Origin of the sequence: Verminephrobacter aporrectodeae subsp. tuberculatae At4 (assembly GCF_000193225.1) — a bacterium.
GTDB lineage: Bacteria > Pseudomonadota > Gammaproteobacteria > Burkholderiales > Burkholderiaceae_C > Acidovorax > Acidovorax aporrectodeae.
The window spans coordinates 1-15,998 of record NZ_AFAL01000390.1; the positions used below are offsets into that span (position 1 = coordinate 1).

General features: G+C 58.8%; 13 protein-coding genes and 1 pseudogene. 11 read left to right on the top strand and 3 right to left on the bottom strand.

The window, feature by feature from the left end; translation table 11 throughout:
* From VTU_RS0110325 to VTU_RS31385, 4 genes are all read left to right on the top strand, one after another.
* The coding region (locus VTU_RS0110325) for a secretin GspD/PilQ domain-containing protein (protein WP_010103887.1) at positions 1–866 on the top strand (866 nt) is incomplete at its 5' end.
* Positions 867–878: 12 nt separating this feature from the next.
* Complete coding sequence (locus VTU_RS0110330) at positions 879–2,270, top strand: GspE/PulE family protein (RefSeq protein WP_010103888.1); 1,392 nt, start codon at positions 879–881, stop codon at positions 2,268–2,270.
* A 188-nt stretch (positions 2,271–2,458) separates the two neighbouring features.
* Positions 2,459–3,055 carry a hypothetical protein gene (locus VTU_RS0110335; protein WP_010103889.1) on the top strand — a complete coding sequence of 199 codons (597 nt, stop codon included), beginning with the start codon at positions 2,459–2,461 and terminating at the stop codon, positions 3,053–3,055.
* A gap of 795 nt (positions 3,056–3,850) precedes the next feature.
* On the top strand, positions 3,851–5,761 hold the full coding sequence (locus VTU_RS31385) for a DUF3857 domain-containing transglutaminase family protein (protein WP_081479781.1): 1,911 nt from the start codon (positions 3,851–3,853) through the stop codon (positions 5,759–5,761).
* A gap of 717 nt (positions 5,762–6,478) precedes the next feature.
* Here the strand turns inward: VTU_RS31385 and VTU_RS0110350 are convergent.
* Entirely contained in the window at positions 6,479–6,820 is a 342-nt protein-coding gene (locus VTU_RS0110350) for a hypothetical protein (protein WP_010103893.1), read from the bottom strand.
* Between the two features lie 39 nt (positions 6,821–6,859).
* A pseudogene (locus tag VTU_RS31390) lies at positions 6,860–7,045 on the bottom strand (IS5/IS1182 family transposase); the annotation flags it as partial.
* 41 nt (positions 7,046–7,086) lie between these two features.
* Between VTU_RS31390 and VTU_RS32685 the strand changes: the two are divergent.
* The 5 genes from VTU_RS32685 to VTU_RS26790 all read left to right on the top strand — a co-directional run bounded on the left by VTU_RS32685 (position 7,087) and on the right by VTU_RS26790 (position 12,448).
* Complete coding sequence (locus VTU_RS32685; RefSeq protein WP_138927842.1) at positions 7,087–7,785, top strand: hypothetical protein; 699 nt, start codon at positions 7,087–7,089, stop codon at positions 7,783–7,785.
* Positions 7,786–7,869: 84 nt separating this feature from the next.
* On the top strand, positions 7,870–8,109 hold the full coding sequence (locus tag VTU_RS32690) for a Blp family class II bacteriocin (protein WP_138927843.1): 240 nt from the start codon (positions 7,870–7,872) through the stop codon (positions 8,107–8,109).
* 101 nt (positions 8,110–8,210) lie between these two features.
* Complete coding sequence (locus tag VTU_RS31395; RefSeq protein ID WP_081479782.1) at positions 8,211–8,447, top strand: Blp family class II bacteriocin; 237 nt, start codon at positions 8,211–8,213, stop codon at positions 8,445–8,447.
* Positions 8,448–9,179: 732 nt separating this feature from the next.
* Entirely contained in the window at positions 9,180–10,355 is a 1,176-nt protein-coding gene (locus VTU_RS31400) for a beta-barrel domain-containing protein (protein ID WP_169315385.1), read from the top strand.
* A gap of 35 nt (positions 10,356–10,390) precedes the next feature.
* Positions 10,391–12,448, top strand: coding sequence for a peptidase domain-containing ABC transporter (locus tag VTU_RS26790; RefSeq protein ID WP_010103900.1), 2,058 nt, complete (start codon positions 10,391–10,393; stop codon positions 12,446–12,448).
* Between the two features lie 36 nt (positions 12,449–12,484).
* Here VTU_RS26790 and VTU_RS0110380 read toward each other — a convergent pair whose 3' ends face one another.
* Positions 12,485–14,140, bottom strand: coding sequence for a methyl-accepting chemotaxis protein (locus VTU_RS0110380; protein ID WP_010103902.1), 1,656 nt, complete (start codon positions 14,138–14,140; stop codon positions 12,485–12,487).
* A 410-nt stretch (positions 14,141–14,550) separates the two neighbouring features.
* On the opposite strand from VTU_RS0110380, the gene VTU_RS26795 reads away from it, so the two are divergent.
* Positions 14,551–15,723 carry an efflux RND transporter periplasmic adaptor subunit gene (locus VTU_RS26795; protein ID WP_236610701.1) on the top strand — a complete coding sequence of 391 codons (1,173 nt, stop codon included), beginning with the start codon at positions 14,551–14,553 and terminating at the stop codon, positions 15,721–15,723.
* A partial coding sequence (locus tag VTU_RS0110395) for an efflux RND transporter permease subunit (protein WP_010103908.1) occupies positions 15,710–15,998 on the top strand: 289 nt, incomplete at its 3' end. The genes VTU_RS26795 and VTU_RS0110395, both read left to right, overlap by 14 nt.

Genomic DNA, 15,998 nt, shown 5'->3' on the forward strand with positions numbered 1-15,998 from the left:
CCAATTCGGGACAGGCCGGCAGCAACATCCTGACCCTCACGGCGGCCGCTGCGTCGGGCTCCAAGACGGCCCTCGGCAGCGCCCTGAGCACGCTGGGCAACGGCATGAACCTGGCGCTCGCGCCGCGCATCAACGGCCAGTACTACCTGGGCGCGCTGGCCAACTTCCTGCAAAACAGCGGCGACGCGAACGTGCTCTCAACGCCCACCCTGATGACGCTGGACAACGAAGAGGCGAAGATCGTCATCGGCAGCAACGTGCCGTTCATCACCGGCTCGTACGCGAACAACACGGGCAGCAGCAGCGTGAACCCGTTCAATACCATCGAGCGCAAGGACGTGGGCCTGATGCTCCGGGTGCGCCCCCAAATCAGCGAAAACGGCACCGTGAAAATGGCGATCTACCAGGAAGTCTCGAAGATCGACCGGGACACGACCAAGGACGCAAACGGCCCGACCACCAGCAAGCGCTCGATCGAATCCAACGTGGTGGTGGACGACGGCAACATCATCGTGATCGGCGGACTGCTCGAAGACAGCTACGCGCAGGCCGAGGACAAGGTCCCGTTCATGGGCGACCTGCCCGTGGTCGGCAGCCTGTTTCGCAGCGAGTACCGCTCGCGCAAGAAAATCAATCTGATGGTCTTCCTGCGCCCCACCGTGGTGCGCGACAACGCCGCCAGCGACGCGCTCTCGATCGACCGCTACGAAAGCATCCGCGCGCTGCAACAGAGCACGCAACCGGCCCCCAACTGGATGCTGCGCAACGTCGACGCGACGCCGGAACTCCCGGTGCTGCCGGCGTCACTCTCCCTGCCCCGCGAGCGCCCGGACGGCGCGCAGCCCACGCCACCCGACGGCAACTGATTCCAGCCAGCGATGCGCCACCCCCTGCCCTACGCCTTCGCGCGCACCGCGCAGCTGCTGCTCGAGGACGACGGCGAGCAACTCGTGCTCTGGCACGGCCCCGGACCGGACACGGGTGCGCTCTCGGAAGTGCTGCGCAAACACCCCGTACAGCAGCTGCTGACGCTGGACGCGCCCGACCTCGCGCAACGCATCAGCGCCGCCTACTCGCACAGCGAGTCGAGCGCGGCGACGGTGGTCAGCGAAGTCGAGAGCGACGCCGACCTGTCACGCATGATGCAGGAGCTTCCCGCGGTGGAAGACCTGCTCGAGTCCGCGGGCGACGCGCCCATCATCCGCATGCTCAACGCCCTGCTCACGCAGGCCGCGCGCGACGGCGCGAGCGACATCCACATCGAACCCTACGAGCGCCATTCGAGCGTGCGCTTTCGGGTCGACGGCACGCTGCGCGAGGTCGTGCAGCCGAACCGCGCGCTGCACGCCGCGCTGATCTCGCGCCTGAAGATCATGGCCGACCTGGACATCTCCGAAAAGCGCCTGCCGCAGGACGGACGCATCAGCCTGCGGCTGGGGACGCGCGCCATCGACGTGCGCGTCTCGACCCTGCCCAGCGCCCACGGCGAACGCGCCGTGCTGCGCCTGCTCGACAAAAGCGGCGGCCGGCTCAGCCTGGAGTCCGTCGGCATGCAGGGCGCGACGCTGCACCGCTTCGAAGCGCTGATCGGCCAGCCGCACGGAATCATCCTCGTGACCGGCCCCACGGGATCGGGCAAGACGACCACGCTGTACGCCGCGCTCGGGCGCCTGGACGCCACGCGCAACAACATCATGACCGTCGAGGACCCGATCGAATACGAGCTGCCCGGAATCGGCCAGACCCAGGTCAACGGCCTGATCAAACTGAGCTTTGCCACGGCCCTGCGCGCCATCCTGCGCCAGGACCCGGACATCATCATGATCGGTGAAATCCGCGACTTCGAGACCGCGCAGATCGCCATCCAGGCCTCCCTCACCGGCCACCTGGTGCTGGCCACGCTGCACACCAACGACGCCGCCAGCGCCGTCACGCGGCTCACCGACATGGGCGTGGAGCCGTTCCTGCTGTCCTCGTCGCTGCTCGGCGTTCTGGCCCAGCGCCTGGTGCGCAAGTACTGCGTTCACTGCCATGGCAGCGGCTGCGCGCCCTGCGCGCAAACAGGCTACACGGGCCGCACCGGAGTCTTTGAACTGCTGGTGACGACCGAGACCCTGCGCGCGCAAATCCACAACCAGGCGTCCGAGGCCGACATCCGCACGGCCGCGCTCGAAGGCGGCATGGCGCTGATGCGCGACGACGGGGAACGGTTGATCGCCGCCGGCATCACGAGCCGCGCGGAGGTGCTGCGCGTGACGCGCGAGGGATGAGCGCCCTTGGGGGCCCGGCGTGAAAGGACGTCGGGTCCCACATCCGTTGCATTCCTTTCATCTTCCTCACCCGCAAACCCCGGAAGCTTTGACATCATGTGCTCCCCTTGATGCACTCACCACCCGGCAGCAACGCGGCCAAGGCATGGGCAGGTACATCACCCTGGCAACAAAAGGAACCAAGCACCATGAAACCGAGCCCGTCCCCACTCATCCTCGCAACCCTCTGCGCCGCTGCGCTGACCGCCTGTGGCGGCAGTGGCGGAGGGTCGGATGCGAGCACCGACACCGGAGCCTCCCCGACGGCACCCGGAGACTTCCGCGTCGCCGAATACGTCGGCACCTGGACCGGAGATACCACCGTCTGCAAAGCCGGGTTTCCGTATAGCAGCAAGGACAAGGCCTACTCCTATCGCATGACCAGCCTGATGCTCGCCGAAAAGACTGTGGAGGTGACGTATACCGCCTACACCGACGCGGCATGCATGTCCAAGGCCGGTCGGGTGATCGAAAAATACGACGCTTCATGGTCCGCCGGCAGCGCCCCCGGCAAGACCAATGTGGCACGCGTTTCGTTGGCCTTCACCGGGTCCAGCACAGGTGCTGACGGCGGCTCCGGCTTGGCGTTGAACATGATGCCCGACGGCAAATTCATCAGCAGCACGGGCAAGTTGCTGCTGGACGTGGATGGCACCAATCTATATGGCCCTGCTGCGGATACAAAGATGGACGCCGACGGGTTCCCCATGACGCTGAACACGACCAGTTTCGCGACCAAGCAATAGGGCCTGGAAATACCGCCGGTGCATGAAAAGCAAAAAGGGGCGGCGCTTATGCGATGGCTGCCCCGATTTGCCGGTGAGCAGGCGCGCAGACCGCGCCAAGCGGTGGAAACCGTTCGGCCCCGGCACCCACACAGGCCGTAGAGGCCCCCGTCGTCGAACCCCTTGCCTGCTTGCCACATGTACAGGCGGTCGGGGTGGCGCTTGTCGTAGACATGGAACACGGTGGCGGCCCTGCCGTTGACCACGTCGGCACGGTGGCCAGCGCCGGATCGAACGGACGCCGGCGCAAGCTTGGTGGCGACCACGCAGTGGTAGCCGAACCCGCGCAAGCATTGCAGCTTGGCCTCGGTGGAGACGCCCGCATCCACCGTGGCACCTTGGGACCACATCCAGACCCGTGAGCATGCCTTGGGGTGTGCTTGGGCTCGCTGGCATTGCCGGCGAAAAATTGCACACGCCGCACGAACCCGCTGGCGTCCAGCGCCACGGCCAGTATCAGTTGCGGGCAGGTGTGTGGCTGGGTGATCCGGGGAGCCGGGATGGCGCGATTGCCCTGCCCACGAAACGGCCAATATCCACACTCCCATATCGACTATTTTTCCTGCTTCATGCAGAAAACAGTAACCTGGGTGATAATGATCGCCCGGGGCTGGGAACGACGCTCCCTTCCATCCGCCCCCAAGGGGGTCTGACATGGTCCGCACCCTCTCCGATGCACGCCCCGTCAAGTAGCGTTCGGGACTGCATCCTCCGTCGCGTCGCGTTGAAAAACTTTGAACGAAAGGTGGTCCTCTGATGCAATTCAACATTTCAAACCGGATCTCTCAAGGTCTCATTTTCTGTTTTGACACGATACTCGCCTGCTTGATCAGTGCATCCATTGCCCATGCACAGGGCTTGCAGGCTGCCCACTACAAAATTGTTCGACTGGAACTGAAGGTCAACGTCCATCAGGATTTGACGAATGAATGGGAACAGACGCTGGAGCATGAGGCGCTCTCGGACGTTGGCGCTGTGAACATCGGAAAATACTTTTATCAGTACAGCCAAGGCTACCAAGTTGCCGAAATCACCGAAGCCTACACCCTCAAGGCCGACGGACGAAAGATCCCGGTTCAGGCGGATGCCATTCAAAGACAATTGGGGGTTACCACTGAATCCGGAGTCAGTTGGCCAGAAGCCTCCATATTGCAAGTCACGTTTCCGGATTTGCAAAAAGGTGATCGCACTTTGGTGACAGTCAAGGGACGTGATTTCAAGAATTTTCTTCCGGGATGGAGCGCCTTTCACGACACTCTGCCCCATAATGTTGACGTAGACCAATATCACGCACGCCTGGAAATACCTCAGGGTATGGATTTTCAGGTGCAAGGTCAGGGCATGGCCGTACAGAGCCATCAATCGGGGCAAAAAAAGGTGTGGGAAATTCAAGGCACTTCCAAAGCCCACTTGCTGGATGCGGGTGCCGTCAACATCCAGAATTCCAATCCTCGCTGGATGTTTTCCAGTTTTTCTGATTGGGAGCAGTTGGGACGTTCCTTCGGTCAAGCTTTCGCATCACGCCTTACCCTGAATGAAGATATCCGGAAATTGGCGCATGAGATCATTCAAGGCGAAGAGACGACGGAAGGGAAAGCAAGAAAAATCCATGCATGGTTGCGCAGAAACGTTCGCTACGTCGCAGTTTACTTGGGAACCGGTGGCTGGGTACCCCATGAATTGGATTGGATTTTGAAGAACAGATATGGCGACTGCAAGGATCAATCGCTGCTGATGATCGCATTGTTGCAATCCGCAGGCATCAATGCAACACCTGCGTTGCTTCGAACCCAGGCAGATTATGAGCTGCCCGAATTGCCTGTGCCATGGTTTGATCACTGTATTGTGTTCATTCCGGAACTGAAGCGCTTTGTTGATCCTGCAGCCAGTGCCATAGCCTGGGGAGCCTTGCCTATGGAGAATAGTGACAAGCCGGTACTCGTCGTTGATTTTGACGGGAAAAGTCGACTCGACAGAACACCCTCATTCCGTTCGGAGGAAAACAGGATCGAAGTGCATGGCAAATGGCAAATTCATACCGATGGATCTGCAGACCTGAAACTGGACATCGAAGCACGTGGGCATTCTGCCGTAGGGCTTCAAAATCAGTTGCGCCAAATTCCTGATAATATGCGAGAGGCTGCTTTGAATCGATGGATCACTGATGGCGGTCTGCGGGGAACTGGTCAGATGAGCTTTGCACCTGTCAGCCCGGAGACCCAGCGGCAAGACTTGCACATTACGGCAAAAATACAGAATCTCTTGCCCGACCCGGAGGCCGGGGCGATATTGCCGCATCCCATGTTGAGCAATTTGGGAGTCTACATAATTTCCAATATCGGAAATATAAATCCGGATGCTCGTCGATATGCGATCGAATGCATTCCTTTCTCGGTGCGAGAAGAGTTTTCTGTTCAATATTCCAAGGATTTCGAACTGCTGCGTGTTCCCAAGTCCGTGCAGATATCTTCTGATGCGTTGGCTATCCGATTTGAACAACACGTTGTTAAAAATGAAAACAGTGTTGAGGGGTGGCGAGAATATAGCCAATCGCAGGCACACCATAGCTGTTCACCCCAACAATATCTGGAGCGTCAGCCTGTGCTGTCAAGAATTTTGCACTCCTTGCGCAGCAACGTTCTCTACGTTCAATCTTCTTCTCGCTAACGACGGATGCCGTTGAATTGCCCTTGAAGTGGCGGTGAAAGCCGTTCGGCCCCGGTACCCACAGGTCAAGAGGCCGCCGCCATTGCCGGCGAAAAATTGCACGCGCCGCACGAACCCGCTGGCGTCCAAGCGCCATGCTCAGTGTCCCACGCGGGCAGTCGCGGCGCTCCTTGCTGCGGCCGCGCTTCGGCCTTGTTCACCAGCAACGGCCCCGCCCTCGACGCAGGTGTTGCTCAGGTCGTGCGGCGTGATCGTCTGGCCCAGGCCGAACATCGCGCAACGCACCCGGCACCGATTGCTCCTTCAATCCCCACGCGTGCGTTGCCGGTTCACTGCACGGCCGGACCATGCGCGCGGCGATGTTGCCGCCGCGATCTGCGGGCGGTTCAGGCCCCACTGTGCGCCATCGCGCTGACCCACCAAGCTGCATGCGCTGATGCTGGTGTGCGGTGTGAATTGGCCCCCGGCTGGGTCATCCAGGGAGCGCACGATTGCCCTACCCACGAAACACCCACACTCTTGCATTGACTATTTTTTGCCTTACACTGGCGACACGTCACTCGTGCGACAAATGGTCGCACGCAGCTGACTCCGACTGCTTTTCATCCGTCCGCAAGGAAGTTTGACATGGTCCGCACGCTCTCCGGTGCACGCACTGCCAAGCAGCAGTGTGGCCAAGCAGTGCCCCTTTGCGATTTCGTCAATCGTGGCCTTGTGTCAGCTTGCGCCCGGCGTGGCCTGCGGCCAGGGCATGGCAGCTGCGCACGCGGCAATCTGCGCGTGGCACGCTTTGGTGCCGCAGGCGCCATCGCCGCCAACGGTGTCCATCGGTGCGCCGGGCGAAATCTGCTGGAGCAGACCGGCCAGGGCCTGGCCGTAGACACAGCGTTTGGGGCCGGTGTTGTCGTCGACGGCCAGATGCCGTGGTTCACCCATGCGCAGCACGGGCAAGACAACTCGCAGGCTTTGCGCGAGTCCCCGCAGCGCACGCAGCGGCAGACCAAACACCTGCTTGAGACCGAACAAGCTTTGGAAGCGCTGCCAGTGACGTTGTTGCATAAATCGACCGTCGAAGATGCGTCTCCTCAAAACACCATTTCAGGTGATGCACACAGACTGCGGGCGAGCCAGAACGGCCATGCGATTGAGCATGCCCGCACGGATGGCGACCTTGATAACCTGCGAGCCAATCACACGTGCCCACAGGAAATGGCTGGTCAGCGTCGTCAGACGGTACATCAGGTTTTCCACCAGCGAGCGCTTTTGGTAGCCGCTGACTTTTTTTCCATTTGCGTCAGTCGCTCTTTGCGATCTTGTTCTTGTCAATGGCAGCAAATGTCCGCATGCTATGTGGCCCAGGATTTATGCAACAACGTCGCAAATTAAATCAATTCCCAAAGATGAATAAAGATATGCCTAAAAATAGAATACCCAAAGCATTCATCATTTACTTTTTTTCGTGCATGATAGTACTTTTTGAATTGAACCAAGGTTCTATAGAAAAAATGGAAAATAGTGCCCGTAATAATGGTACCATAGGTCTTGCTGGCGGGATGGCAGGTACAGTTATTGGCATACTATCCGGTGGGTTTACTGTTGGTGCGATAGCTGTCTCAAATAATACCAATTGCGGAACAGTTGATGGTGGTTGCAGCAAGGTATTTTCTAAAAAAATCGCCGTTTTCTGCTGTTTCGATTCTGATAATTTTTTGATCCTGCCTATCAGAAAAGCAGACACTTTTTTGGTAAGTGAAAAGGAGTGGAAAATGAAGCAAATTTCTATTGCTGAAACGAAAAAGGTTGTCGGTGGTGATAAAGACCTCAGCAGATGTCTTGGTTCCGCAGCTGTTGGCTTTGTAATTGGTGGGGCCGTTGGTGCTTCCATAGGTCAGCTTGGCGGGGCGATGGGTGCGCTCCTTGGTGTAGCTCTCGGTGGGATGGTCGGTTCCGCTCTGGCCGTTTCAAATAATCCTTATTGCGGAACAAGTTCCCGCGCAGGTCAACAAGCTGGTAGGCGTTTTTAAAGAGGCACATCAAATTGGATAATTTTTTGGTGGTGTCTGTCCGAAAAGCAGACACTTTTTTTGGCAAGTGAAAAGGAGTGAAAAATGAAGCAAATTTCTATTGATGAAACGAAAAAGGTTGTCGGTGGTGATAAAGACCTCAGCAGATGTCTTGGTTCCGCAGCTGTTGGCTTTGCAATTGGTGGGGCCGTTGGTGCTTCCATAGGTCAGCTTGGCGGGGCGACGGGTGCGTTCCTTGGCGGAGCTCTCGGTGGGTTGGGCGGTGCCACTCTGGCCATTTCGAATAATCCTTATTGCGGAACGAGTTCCCGCGCAGGTCAATAAGCCGGTAGGCGTTTTTAGGGGAGTACATCAAATTGGATAATTTTTGGTAGTGTCTGTCCGAAAAGCAGACACTTTTTTTGGTAGGTGAAAAGGAGTGAAAAATGAAGCAAATTTCTATTGATGAAACGAAAAAGGTTGTCGGTGGTGATAAAGACGCCGGCAGATGTGCTGGTGCAGCAGCTGTTGGCGTTGCACTCGGTACGACCAGTGGTATTTACGTAGGTCGTGTTGCCGGGCCGGTGGGTATGGCCTTTGGCGGACTTGTCGGTGGGCTGGTCGGTGGCTCTCTGGCTATTTCAAACAATCCTTATTGCGGAACGAGTTCCGCAGGTCAATAAACCGGTAGGCATTTTTAAGGAGGTACGCCAAATTTTCATGTGCCGGACACTCCGGCAAGGTGTTGTGAATGAAAGTTTCATACGCTGAAGGCATAGCCAGCTACGGCGGCCCCGAGTCATACGTGCACACTTACAAAGGTGTGGGCGAAACATTGACAGGGGGACGCGCGGGCCGGGTATTGAGCCGCGTAATTCATGTCCCGCAGCGAGAACTGCGGGCTGTCCGGGGTGCCGAGGTTATGGAGACAAGCCGAAGGCCACACTGTGTCTGCCGCATTGGCGAGGCAGACATAGACCCCGCGCGGTTAGCGATCCCGCGCACGCGCGCAAGCACCTTTTCGGAAACGAGGAGACCCCACGTTTTTCTGTCTGTCCTGTGCCGGGCAGCGGCAGAGCGCATCGAAAAGCCCGAGGGTGTACAGCGATGAGTCATTAACGGGAAGTCGGACTGAATGGATCAGGCGCTGTGATGTACGCAACGGGAGCAACCATTGAATCGCACTGACTTGGTCATGTTGGGGTCAGTGGGGGGTAGCTAGAACCTCTTCGTTCCGCAGCAAACAACGGTCATGCAATGGGACAGTGACATCTCTTCAGCATTGTTCTTTTGTCCAATCCTCTACTCGCTGATTATTTATCTAATTTATGTCCTTATTTCGCAAAGAAGTATTGCGTGAGCACTCCCAGTCCTACTGGGGTTCCACGGTCCTTCAAGGCTCCGGAATTCTTCTTATGCTGACATTGGCAGTGGTTATTTTTTCTGCCATCCTGCTTGGCTTGCTTTTTTTTGGAGAATTTACCCGTCGCACGACGCTGGAAGGTTATGTAATACATCAGGGCGGGGCCTTGCGTGTTTATAGCTCTTTGGCTGGCCGCGTTGCGACGCTGGCGGTATCTGAGGGGAAAATTGTAAAACGAGGAGAAATTCTGCTTACCATTCTGGATGAACGATTCGGAGAAAAGGATATTGAATCACGACAAGCCGTTGTCGCCCAAATAGAGGCACGCAAGAAAAGTCTGAAATCCATCGAGATGCAACAGCGCCAACTTTTCCATACGACACGCCAAGGGATACTGGGTAGAAAGAAATCGCTTGAACAAGAGCTGTCACAATTAATTCACGAGCACCGCACGCTGAGTCAGCGCCTGGAATTATCCGAAGATATAGAAAATAAATTCCGTGCTCTTTATGAGAAAAAGTTCATTTCCATCGTTCAAATGCAAGAAAAAATGGAGGCAAGCAATGAACTCAGATATCGGGTTCAAACGAATGAACGCATGCAGACGAGCAATTCGCGTGAAATAAATTCATTGCAGAATGAATTGGATGTTCTTCCGATGAAGGAAAAAGAGCAATTGGAAGAAATAGACAGATCCATTCAACAGCTTGAGCAGGAACTCATAGAAAATCAATTGAAGAGGCAGATTGTCATTCGGGCGGCGCATGCTGCCCGGGTCACCGGATTGACTGCATTTGTCGGACAGACTGTGGCGCCCACGCGGCCATTGATGACCCTGGTCCCGGTTGACAATCCTGCCAGTGCGTTGGAGGTTCATTTGTTTGCCTCCAGCAAGGATGCGGGTTTCATCAAGACCGGACAAAACGTCAAACTCCGGTATCAGGCGTTCCCCTATCAGAAGTTTGGCCACGCTTCCGGAAGCGTCATTGACATTTCCGAAAGCCCCATATTATCAACAGAGCTGATATACCCGATGGCCGAAATTTCGAATGATCCCTTGTACCGCATTCGGGTGCGGCTGGCGCAACCCTATATTCTGGCTTACGGGAAGCGACAGGAATTGAGTTCCGGCATGCGGGTTGAGGCAGACGTCATGCTGGACAGGCGCACGTTGCTTGAATGGATTTTTGAGCCAATTTACAGTCTGCGCGGGAAATATTTCCAATGAGTTTCCGGAATCGTGATTCAGGCAGAAAATTACCCTTGATTTTGCAGGCAGAGGCTGCCGAGTGCGGTATTGCCTGTTTGGCCATGATTCTCAATTTTTTTGGACATGGCACCGACTTGGCCGGCGTTCGCAACCGGTTGGCCGTGTCGTTGAAGGGCATGAATCTGGCACAGCTGAGAGATGCCGCGCAAACATACTCCCTGTCCGCGCGGCCCTTGCGCCTTGAACTGCATGAACTGAAGGATCTGAAGACGCCGTGCATACTGCATTGGGACATGAACCATTTTGTCGTTCTGAAGAAGTCTTTCGGACAGAAATTCATTATTCATGATCCGGCAAAAGGAATCATCACACTGTCCATCAAGGAGATTTCCGAGCATTTTACAGGGGTCGCCCTGGAGTTGTCGCCCGTAGCTGATTTTGAAATCAGAAAGGAACCGAAAAAGATCAAGCTGGCTCAGATTTTTGGCCAGATATCGGGCTTGCCCGGGAAAATAGTCCAAATATTTTTCATTTCTCTCGGAATCGAATTGTGCGGGCTGTTGAGCCCCTTGTACGTCCAGTGGGTCGTCGATCATGCACTGCTTTCCGGAGACAAGGATTTGGTGACTTTGTTGGCTCTTGGATTTTCAGTCGTTGTGTTGGCGCAGGTATTCATTGCTGCATTGCGCTCGTGGGTGGTTCTGAATTTCAGCACGGACATCATTATTCAATGGTCGGTCAACGTATTTTCTCATTTGCTCCGCTTGCCTCAGGCATGGTTTGAAAAACGCCATCTTGGGGACATCGTTTCACGATTTGATTCCATTGACACGATCCAAAGAACGTTAACCACGAACTTCATCGAAGCAATCATTGATGGCTTGATGGTCGTGGTCACGTTGACCATGATGCTGCTCTACAGCGCCTGGATGACCCTGGTTGCCTTGTTTGCCGTCGCTTTTTACGCTGCATTGCGCTGGCTGGTTTACGCTCCGCTGCGCCGTTCCACGGAAGAGCAAATTGTGCTTTCGGCGAAGCAACAAACCACTTTCCTGGAAAGTGCCAGGGGCATACAGGCCATCAAGATTTTCGGCGGGGAAGGACAGCGGCAAACGCTATGGAACAACCGCGTGGTTGATAGCGCAAACCGCCAGCTGCGAACCCAGCGATTCATGATCGGGTATAAACTTGCCAATGGCAGTTTATTGGGAATCGAGCTTATACTCTCCGTATGGATTGGGTCCCGGTTGGTTCTGGCGAATGTTTTTTCCATTGGAATGCTGTTTGCCTACATGTCCTTCAAGGCCGTGTTTGCAAGCCGGATCAGCAGTTTGATTGACAAGATCGTAGACTTCAAAATGCTGAGCATCCAAGGAGAGCGTCTCGCGGACATTGTTTTGACTGAACGCGAAGTTTCTGCTGCTTCACGGAATGCACGGACTCCGGATGATCTGACGATTGAAATACGCAATCTGCATTATAGATATTCAAAGGTTGACCCGTTCATTCTGCGTGATTTGACGGTCCGCATTCCTCAGGGCGCATCGGTGGCCATTACAGGCCCTTCCGGATGTGGCAAAACAACCCTTGCCAAGCTGATTTTGGGTCTGTTGCTGCCTGAAGAGGGTTGCATTCTTCTTGGAGGACAGGACTTGCAAAAAATGGGCATTCAGAATTATCGGCCCTTTGTGAATGCAGTCATGCAGGATGATCAGTTGTTTTCCGGGTCCATTGCGGAAAACATTGCTTTTTTTGCTGAGAACGTGGATGAAGAACGAGTCCAGGATGTGGCCAGAATGGCGTGCCTGCACGATGACATCACAAGAATGAACATGGGTTATGGCACCTTGATCGGGGATATGGGCACTGCCCTTTCTGGCGGTCAGAAACAACGCTTATTGCTGGCAAGGGCCTTGTACAGAAAGCCCTTGATATTGATTTTGGACGAGGCGACCAGCCATCTCGATATCGATCTGGAAAAGGCCATCAACTCGGCAATAAAAAATCTGTCCATCACGCGCATCGTGATCGCACACAGGGCGGAAACCATCCATTCTTGTGATTTCAACGTCCATTTGCCGTCATGCAATAAAACGGATTTTTCGGGCTAAGACGGCGCTCTGGGCCGCGCCGACGCAAAGTCCGGACTAACGCAGTTGCAAGGCTGGCTGGCCGGGCACCTGGGCTACGGTGCCCCCCCGGGCGTTGCTGCGCACCGGCTGCAACGGCGCGCATTCCGGTGCGTCATCGTTCAGTTTGAAACGCCGCACCGCGTCGCTCAGTTGCAGCGCCTGTTCGCGCAGCGCCTGCGAAGCCGCGGTCGATTCCTCCACCAGGGCCGCGTTCTGCTGCGTCATCTGGTCGAGCCGGGCCACGGACTGGCTGATCTGCCCGATGTTGTCGCTCTGCTCGACCGACGAGGTCGTGATCTGCGCAATGATGTCCGAGACTTGGCGCACGCTGCTGACGATTTCGCTCATCGTCTGCCCCGCCTGGCTGACCAGGCGCGAGCCGTCCTCCACCCATCCCACCGAGGAGCCTATCAGTCCCTTGATCTCCCGGGCGGCGGTGGCGCTGCGCTGCGCCAGGTTGCGCACCTCGCTCGCCACCACGGCGAAACCCCGGCCCTGCTCGCCCGCGCGGGCCGCCTCGACGGCTGCGTTCAGCGCCAGAATATTCGTCTGGAAGGCGATGGAATCGATCACCCCCGTGATGTCGGCGATCTTGCGCGAGCTGGCGGTGATCTGGCCCATGGTGGCCACCACCTGGGAGACCACGGCGCCGCCGCGTGCCGCCACTTCTGCGGCCAACTCGGCAAAGCCGCTGGCCTGGCGCGCGGACTGCGCGCTCTGCTGCACGGCGCCAGTCAGCACTTCCATCGAGGACGCGGTCTCTTGCAGGTTGGCCGCCGTCTGCTCGGTGCGGCGACTCAGGTCGTGGTTTCCTCCGGCGATCTCGGAGCTGGCGGTGGAGAGGCTGCCCGCGGTGTCCTGCACCTCGCGCACCAGGCCGCGCAGAGCGTCCTGCATGCGCCCCATGGCAGCCACCAGCTGCCCCACTTCGTCCTGGCGCATCGCGCCCGTGTCGCGCGACAGGTCGCCGTTGGCGATGCGCTCGGCGAGTTCCCGGGCCTGGCCCAGAGACTGGGTGATGGAGCGCACGCTGAACCAGGTCAGCGGAATCAATACCGCGAGCCCGAACAACAAACCCAGACCGATCAGCGCCGACATCGTCGAGGTGCGCGACTGCACGCCGGAGCGGACTTCTTCCATCTGCACGTGCGCCGCGCTGGCCAGGCTGGAAAAGAACCTGTCGGCCGCCTCCATATGGCCCTTGAGGCGGTCGGTGTAGGCGCCGGCGCCGGCGCCGTCGAGCTGCGCACGCTCGATGCGCTCGAAGATCGGGGAAACTCCCGTCTCGTATTGCCTGATCTCTGCGAGCGCCTGGTCGATGGCGCCGACGAACGCCGCGTCGCCCGACTGCCGCTTGCGCACCTCGCTCAGGCCCTTGCGCAGGGCGACCAGGGTCTGCTCCCAGGTCGCGCGCAGCGCAGCGACTTCCACCGAGTTGTTGAAGTTCACGATGATGTCTTTTTCCGTGCGGCGCAGATTGCCCAGCGTGGTGCGCAGTTCCGACATGTCCGTCAGGGTCCGCACGCGCTGCGAGAGCAGCCCCTGCAATGTGTCGCGCGTGCGATCCAGGGCCACATAGCCCATGGCGCCGATGACGAGCAAGAGCACCAGGGAAAACACGGTCCCGAAGTACAGGCGCGCTCGGATGGAGAAGCGGCTGAAAGCATGCATGGCATTTCCTTCTATTTTTGGCAGACGACCCGGCATGGCATGAGGCGCCATACCTCCATATCGGCGTGCCGAATGATGAATGCAATGCCCGGCCCCGCCCTCCGCTGCGCAGTGTAAGCACTGGCCCCGGCGCTGGCCGCCATGCCCGTCAGGAATTCGTCAGACAAGCGCCAGCGGGTGGTGCGCGAAGCCGGCTGCGCGGGGGCAACCCGGCACCGGGTCGATGGCCGCGCAGGCGCCGCATCCGTTCTTGCCCGCGGCGTTGCCAAAGTTTGCTGCGGTGCAAGACGGGCGCTGATACAGTGCCCGACTGCGCTCATCCACCCCACCCGGTTTCATCGATCCATGGCGTCCAAGAGCAAATACATCGTTTTCGCTGCCATCGGCATCGCTGCGGCATCGGGGGCCGCGTGGTGGTTGCAAGACCCGGCGCGGCCCGCGCCCGGACTGGCTTCGGCACAACCGGGCCGGGGCGCGCCCCCGGGGGTGCCGGGCGGCCGGTGCCGGTGGAAGCGGTGGCCGTCCGGCAGATGGCGCTGCGCGACGAGGCCCAGGCCGTGGGCAGCCTGCACTCGCGCCAGAGCGTGGTGCTGCGCCCCGAGGTGGGCGGGCGCATCACGCAGCTCAACTTCCGCGATGGCCAGCGGGTGCGGCGCGGGCAGTTGCTGGTGCAGTTCGACGATCAGCTGCCGCGCGCGCAGGTCCGGCAGAGCCAGGCCGAGCTGGCGCTGGCGCAGGCGAACCACCAGCGCAGCCAGGAACTGTTCGCCCAGCGCTTCATCAGCCAGCGCGCGATGGAGGAGAGCGCGGCCAACCTCGAGGTGGCGCAGGCCAAGCTGGCGCTGGCGCAGGCCACTGCGCGGCGCCTGCAAATCGTGGCCCCGTTCGATGGCGTTGCCGGGATCCGCAGCGTGAGCGTTGGCGACTACCTCAAGGACGGGGCGGACATCGTCAACGTCGAAGACCTGGACGCGGTGTACGTGGACTTTCGCCTGCCCGAGCGCCTGCAGGCCAAGGTGCGCACGGGGCAGAGCGCGCAGGTGGTGTTCGACGCGCTGCCCGGTGTGCGCTACGCGGCCGTGGTGCAGGCCATCAACCCGCAGATCGACGCCGACGGGCGCGCGATTGCGCTGCGCGGCTGCATCGACAACCGCCGCCTGCAGCTGCGCCCCGGCATGTTCGCCCGTGTGACGGCGGTGTTCTCCGAACGCAGCGATGCGCAGGTGGTCCCCGAAGAGGCCATCGTTCCCGAAGGCGCCAGTCCCTATGTGCTGAAGGTCGTGGACGGCCAGGAGCCGGGCAGCCGGGTGGCGCGCCGCGTCCCCGTCCGACTGGGCCTGCGCGCTTCGGGCTGGGTGCAGGTGCTCGACGGTCTGAACGCCGGCGACCGGGTGGTCACTGCGGGCCAGCAGCGGATCCGCAAAGACGGCACGCCGGTGCAGGTGCAGGAGCCCGGCGTGCCGAAGCCGCCCCCGGGCAGCGAGCTGCAAGACCGGACCCTTGCCAGCCAGCTGCCCGGGCCCGACCCCTGCCAGTCGGCAGGCCGCCCCAGCCGGTCCGAGGCCCGCGATGCAACTGGCTGAGATCTCAATCCGCCGGCCGGTCTTTGCCACCGTGCTGTCGCTGCTGGTGCTGCTCGTTGGCGCGGTGAGCTTTACGCGCCTGTCGGTGCGCGAGTACCCCAAGATCGACGAGCCCGTGGTGACGGTCAGCGTGCGCTACGCGGGCGCGTCGGCCGAGGTGATCGAGTCGCAGGTCACGAAGCCGCTGGAAGACTCGATCGCCGGCATCGACGCGGTGGATGTGATCACCTTGATCAGCCATGCCGAGCAAAGCCCGCTGCCCGGGCCCGACCCCT

Bases quoted from the DNA above. Each gene is read 5' to 3' on its own strand.
- VTU_RS31400 (WP_169315385.1), top strand. From the start codon at position 9,180: ATGCTGACATTGGCAGTGGTTATTTTTTCTGCCATCCTGCTTGGCTTG.
- VTU_RS31395 (WP_081479782.1), top strand. From the start codon at position 8,211: ATGAAGCAAATTTCTATTGATGAAACGAAAAAGGTTGTCGGTGGTGAT.
- VTU_RS0110380 (WP_010103902.1), bottom strand. From the start codon at position 14,140: ATGCATGCTTTCAGCCGCTTCTCCATCCGAGCGCGCCTGTACTTCGGG.
- VTU_RS0110350 (WP_010103893.1), bottom strand. From the start codon at position 6,820: ATGCAACAACGTCACTGGCAGCGCTTCCAAAGCTTGTTCGGTCTCAAG.
- VTU_RS31385 (WP_081479781.1), top strand. From the start codon at position 3,851: ATGCAATTCAACATTTCAAACCGGATCTCTCAAGGTCTCATTTTCTGT.
- VTU_RS32685 (WP_138927842.1), top strand. From the start codon at position 7,087: ATGGCAGCAAATGTCCGCATGCTATGTGGCCCAGGATTTATGCAACAA.
- VTU_RS0110335 (WP_010103889.1), top strand. From the start codon at position 2,459: ATGAAACCGAGCCCGTCCCCACTCATCCTCGCAACCCTCTGCGCCGCT.
- VTU_RS0110330 (WP_010103888.1), top strand. From the start codon at position 879: ATGCGCCACCCCCTGCCCTACGCCTTCGCGCGCACCGCGCAGCTGCTG.
- VTU_RS32690 (WP_138927843.1), top strand. From the start codon at position 7,870: ATGAAGCAAATTTCTATTGATGAAACGAAAAAGGTTGTCGGTGGTGAT.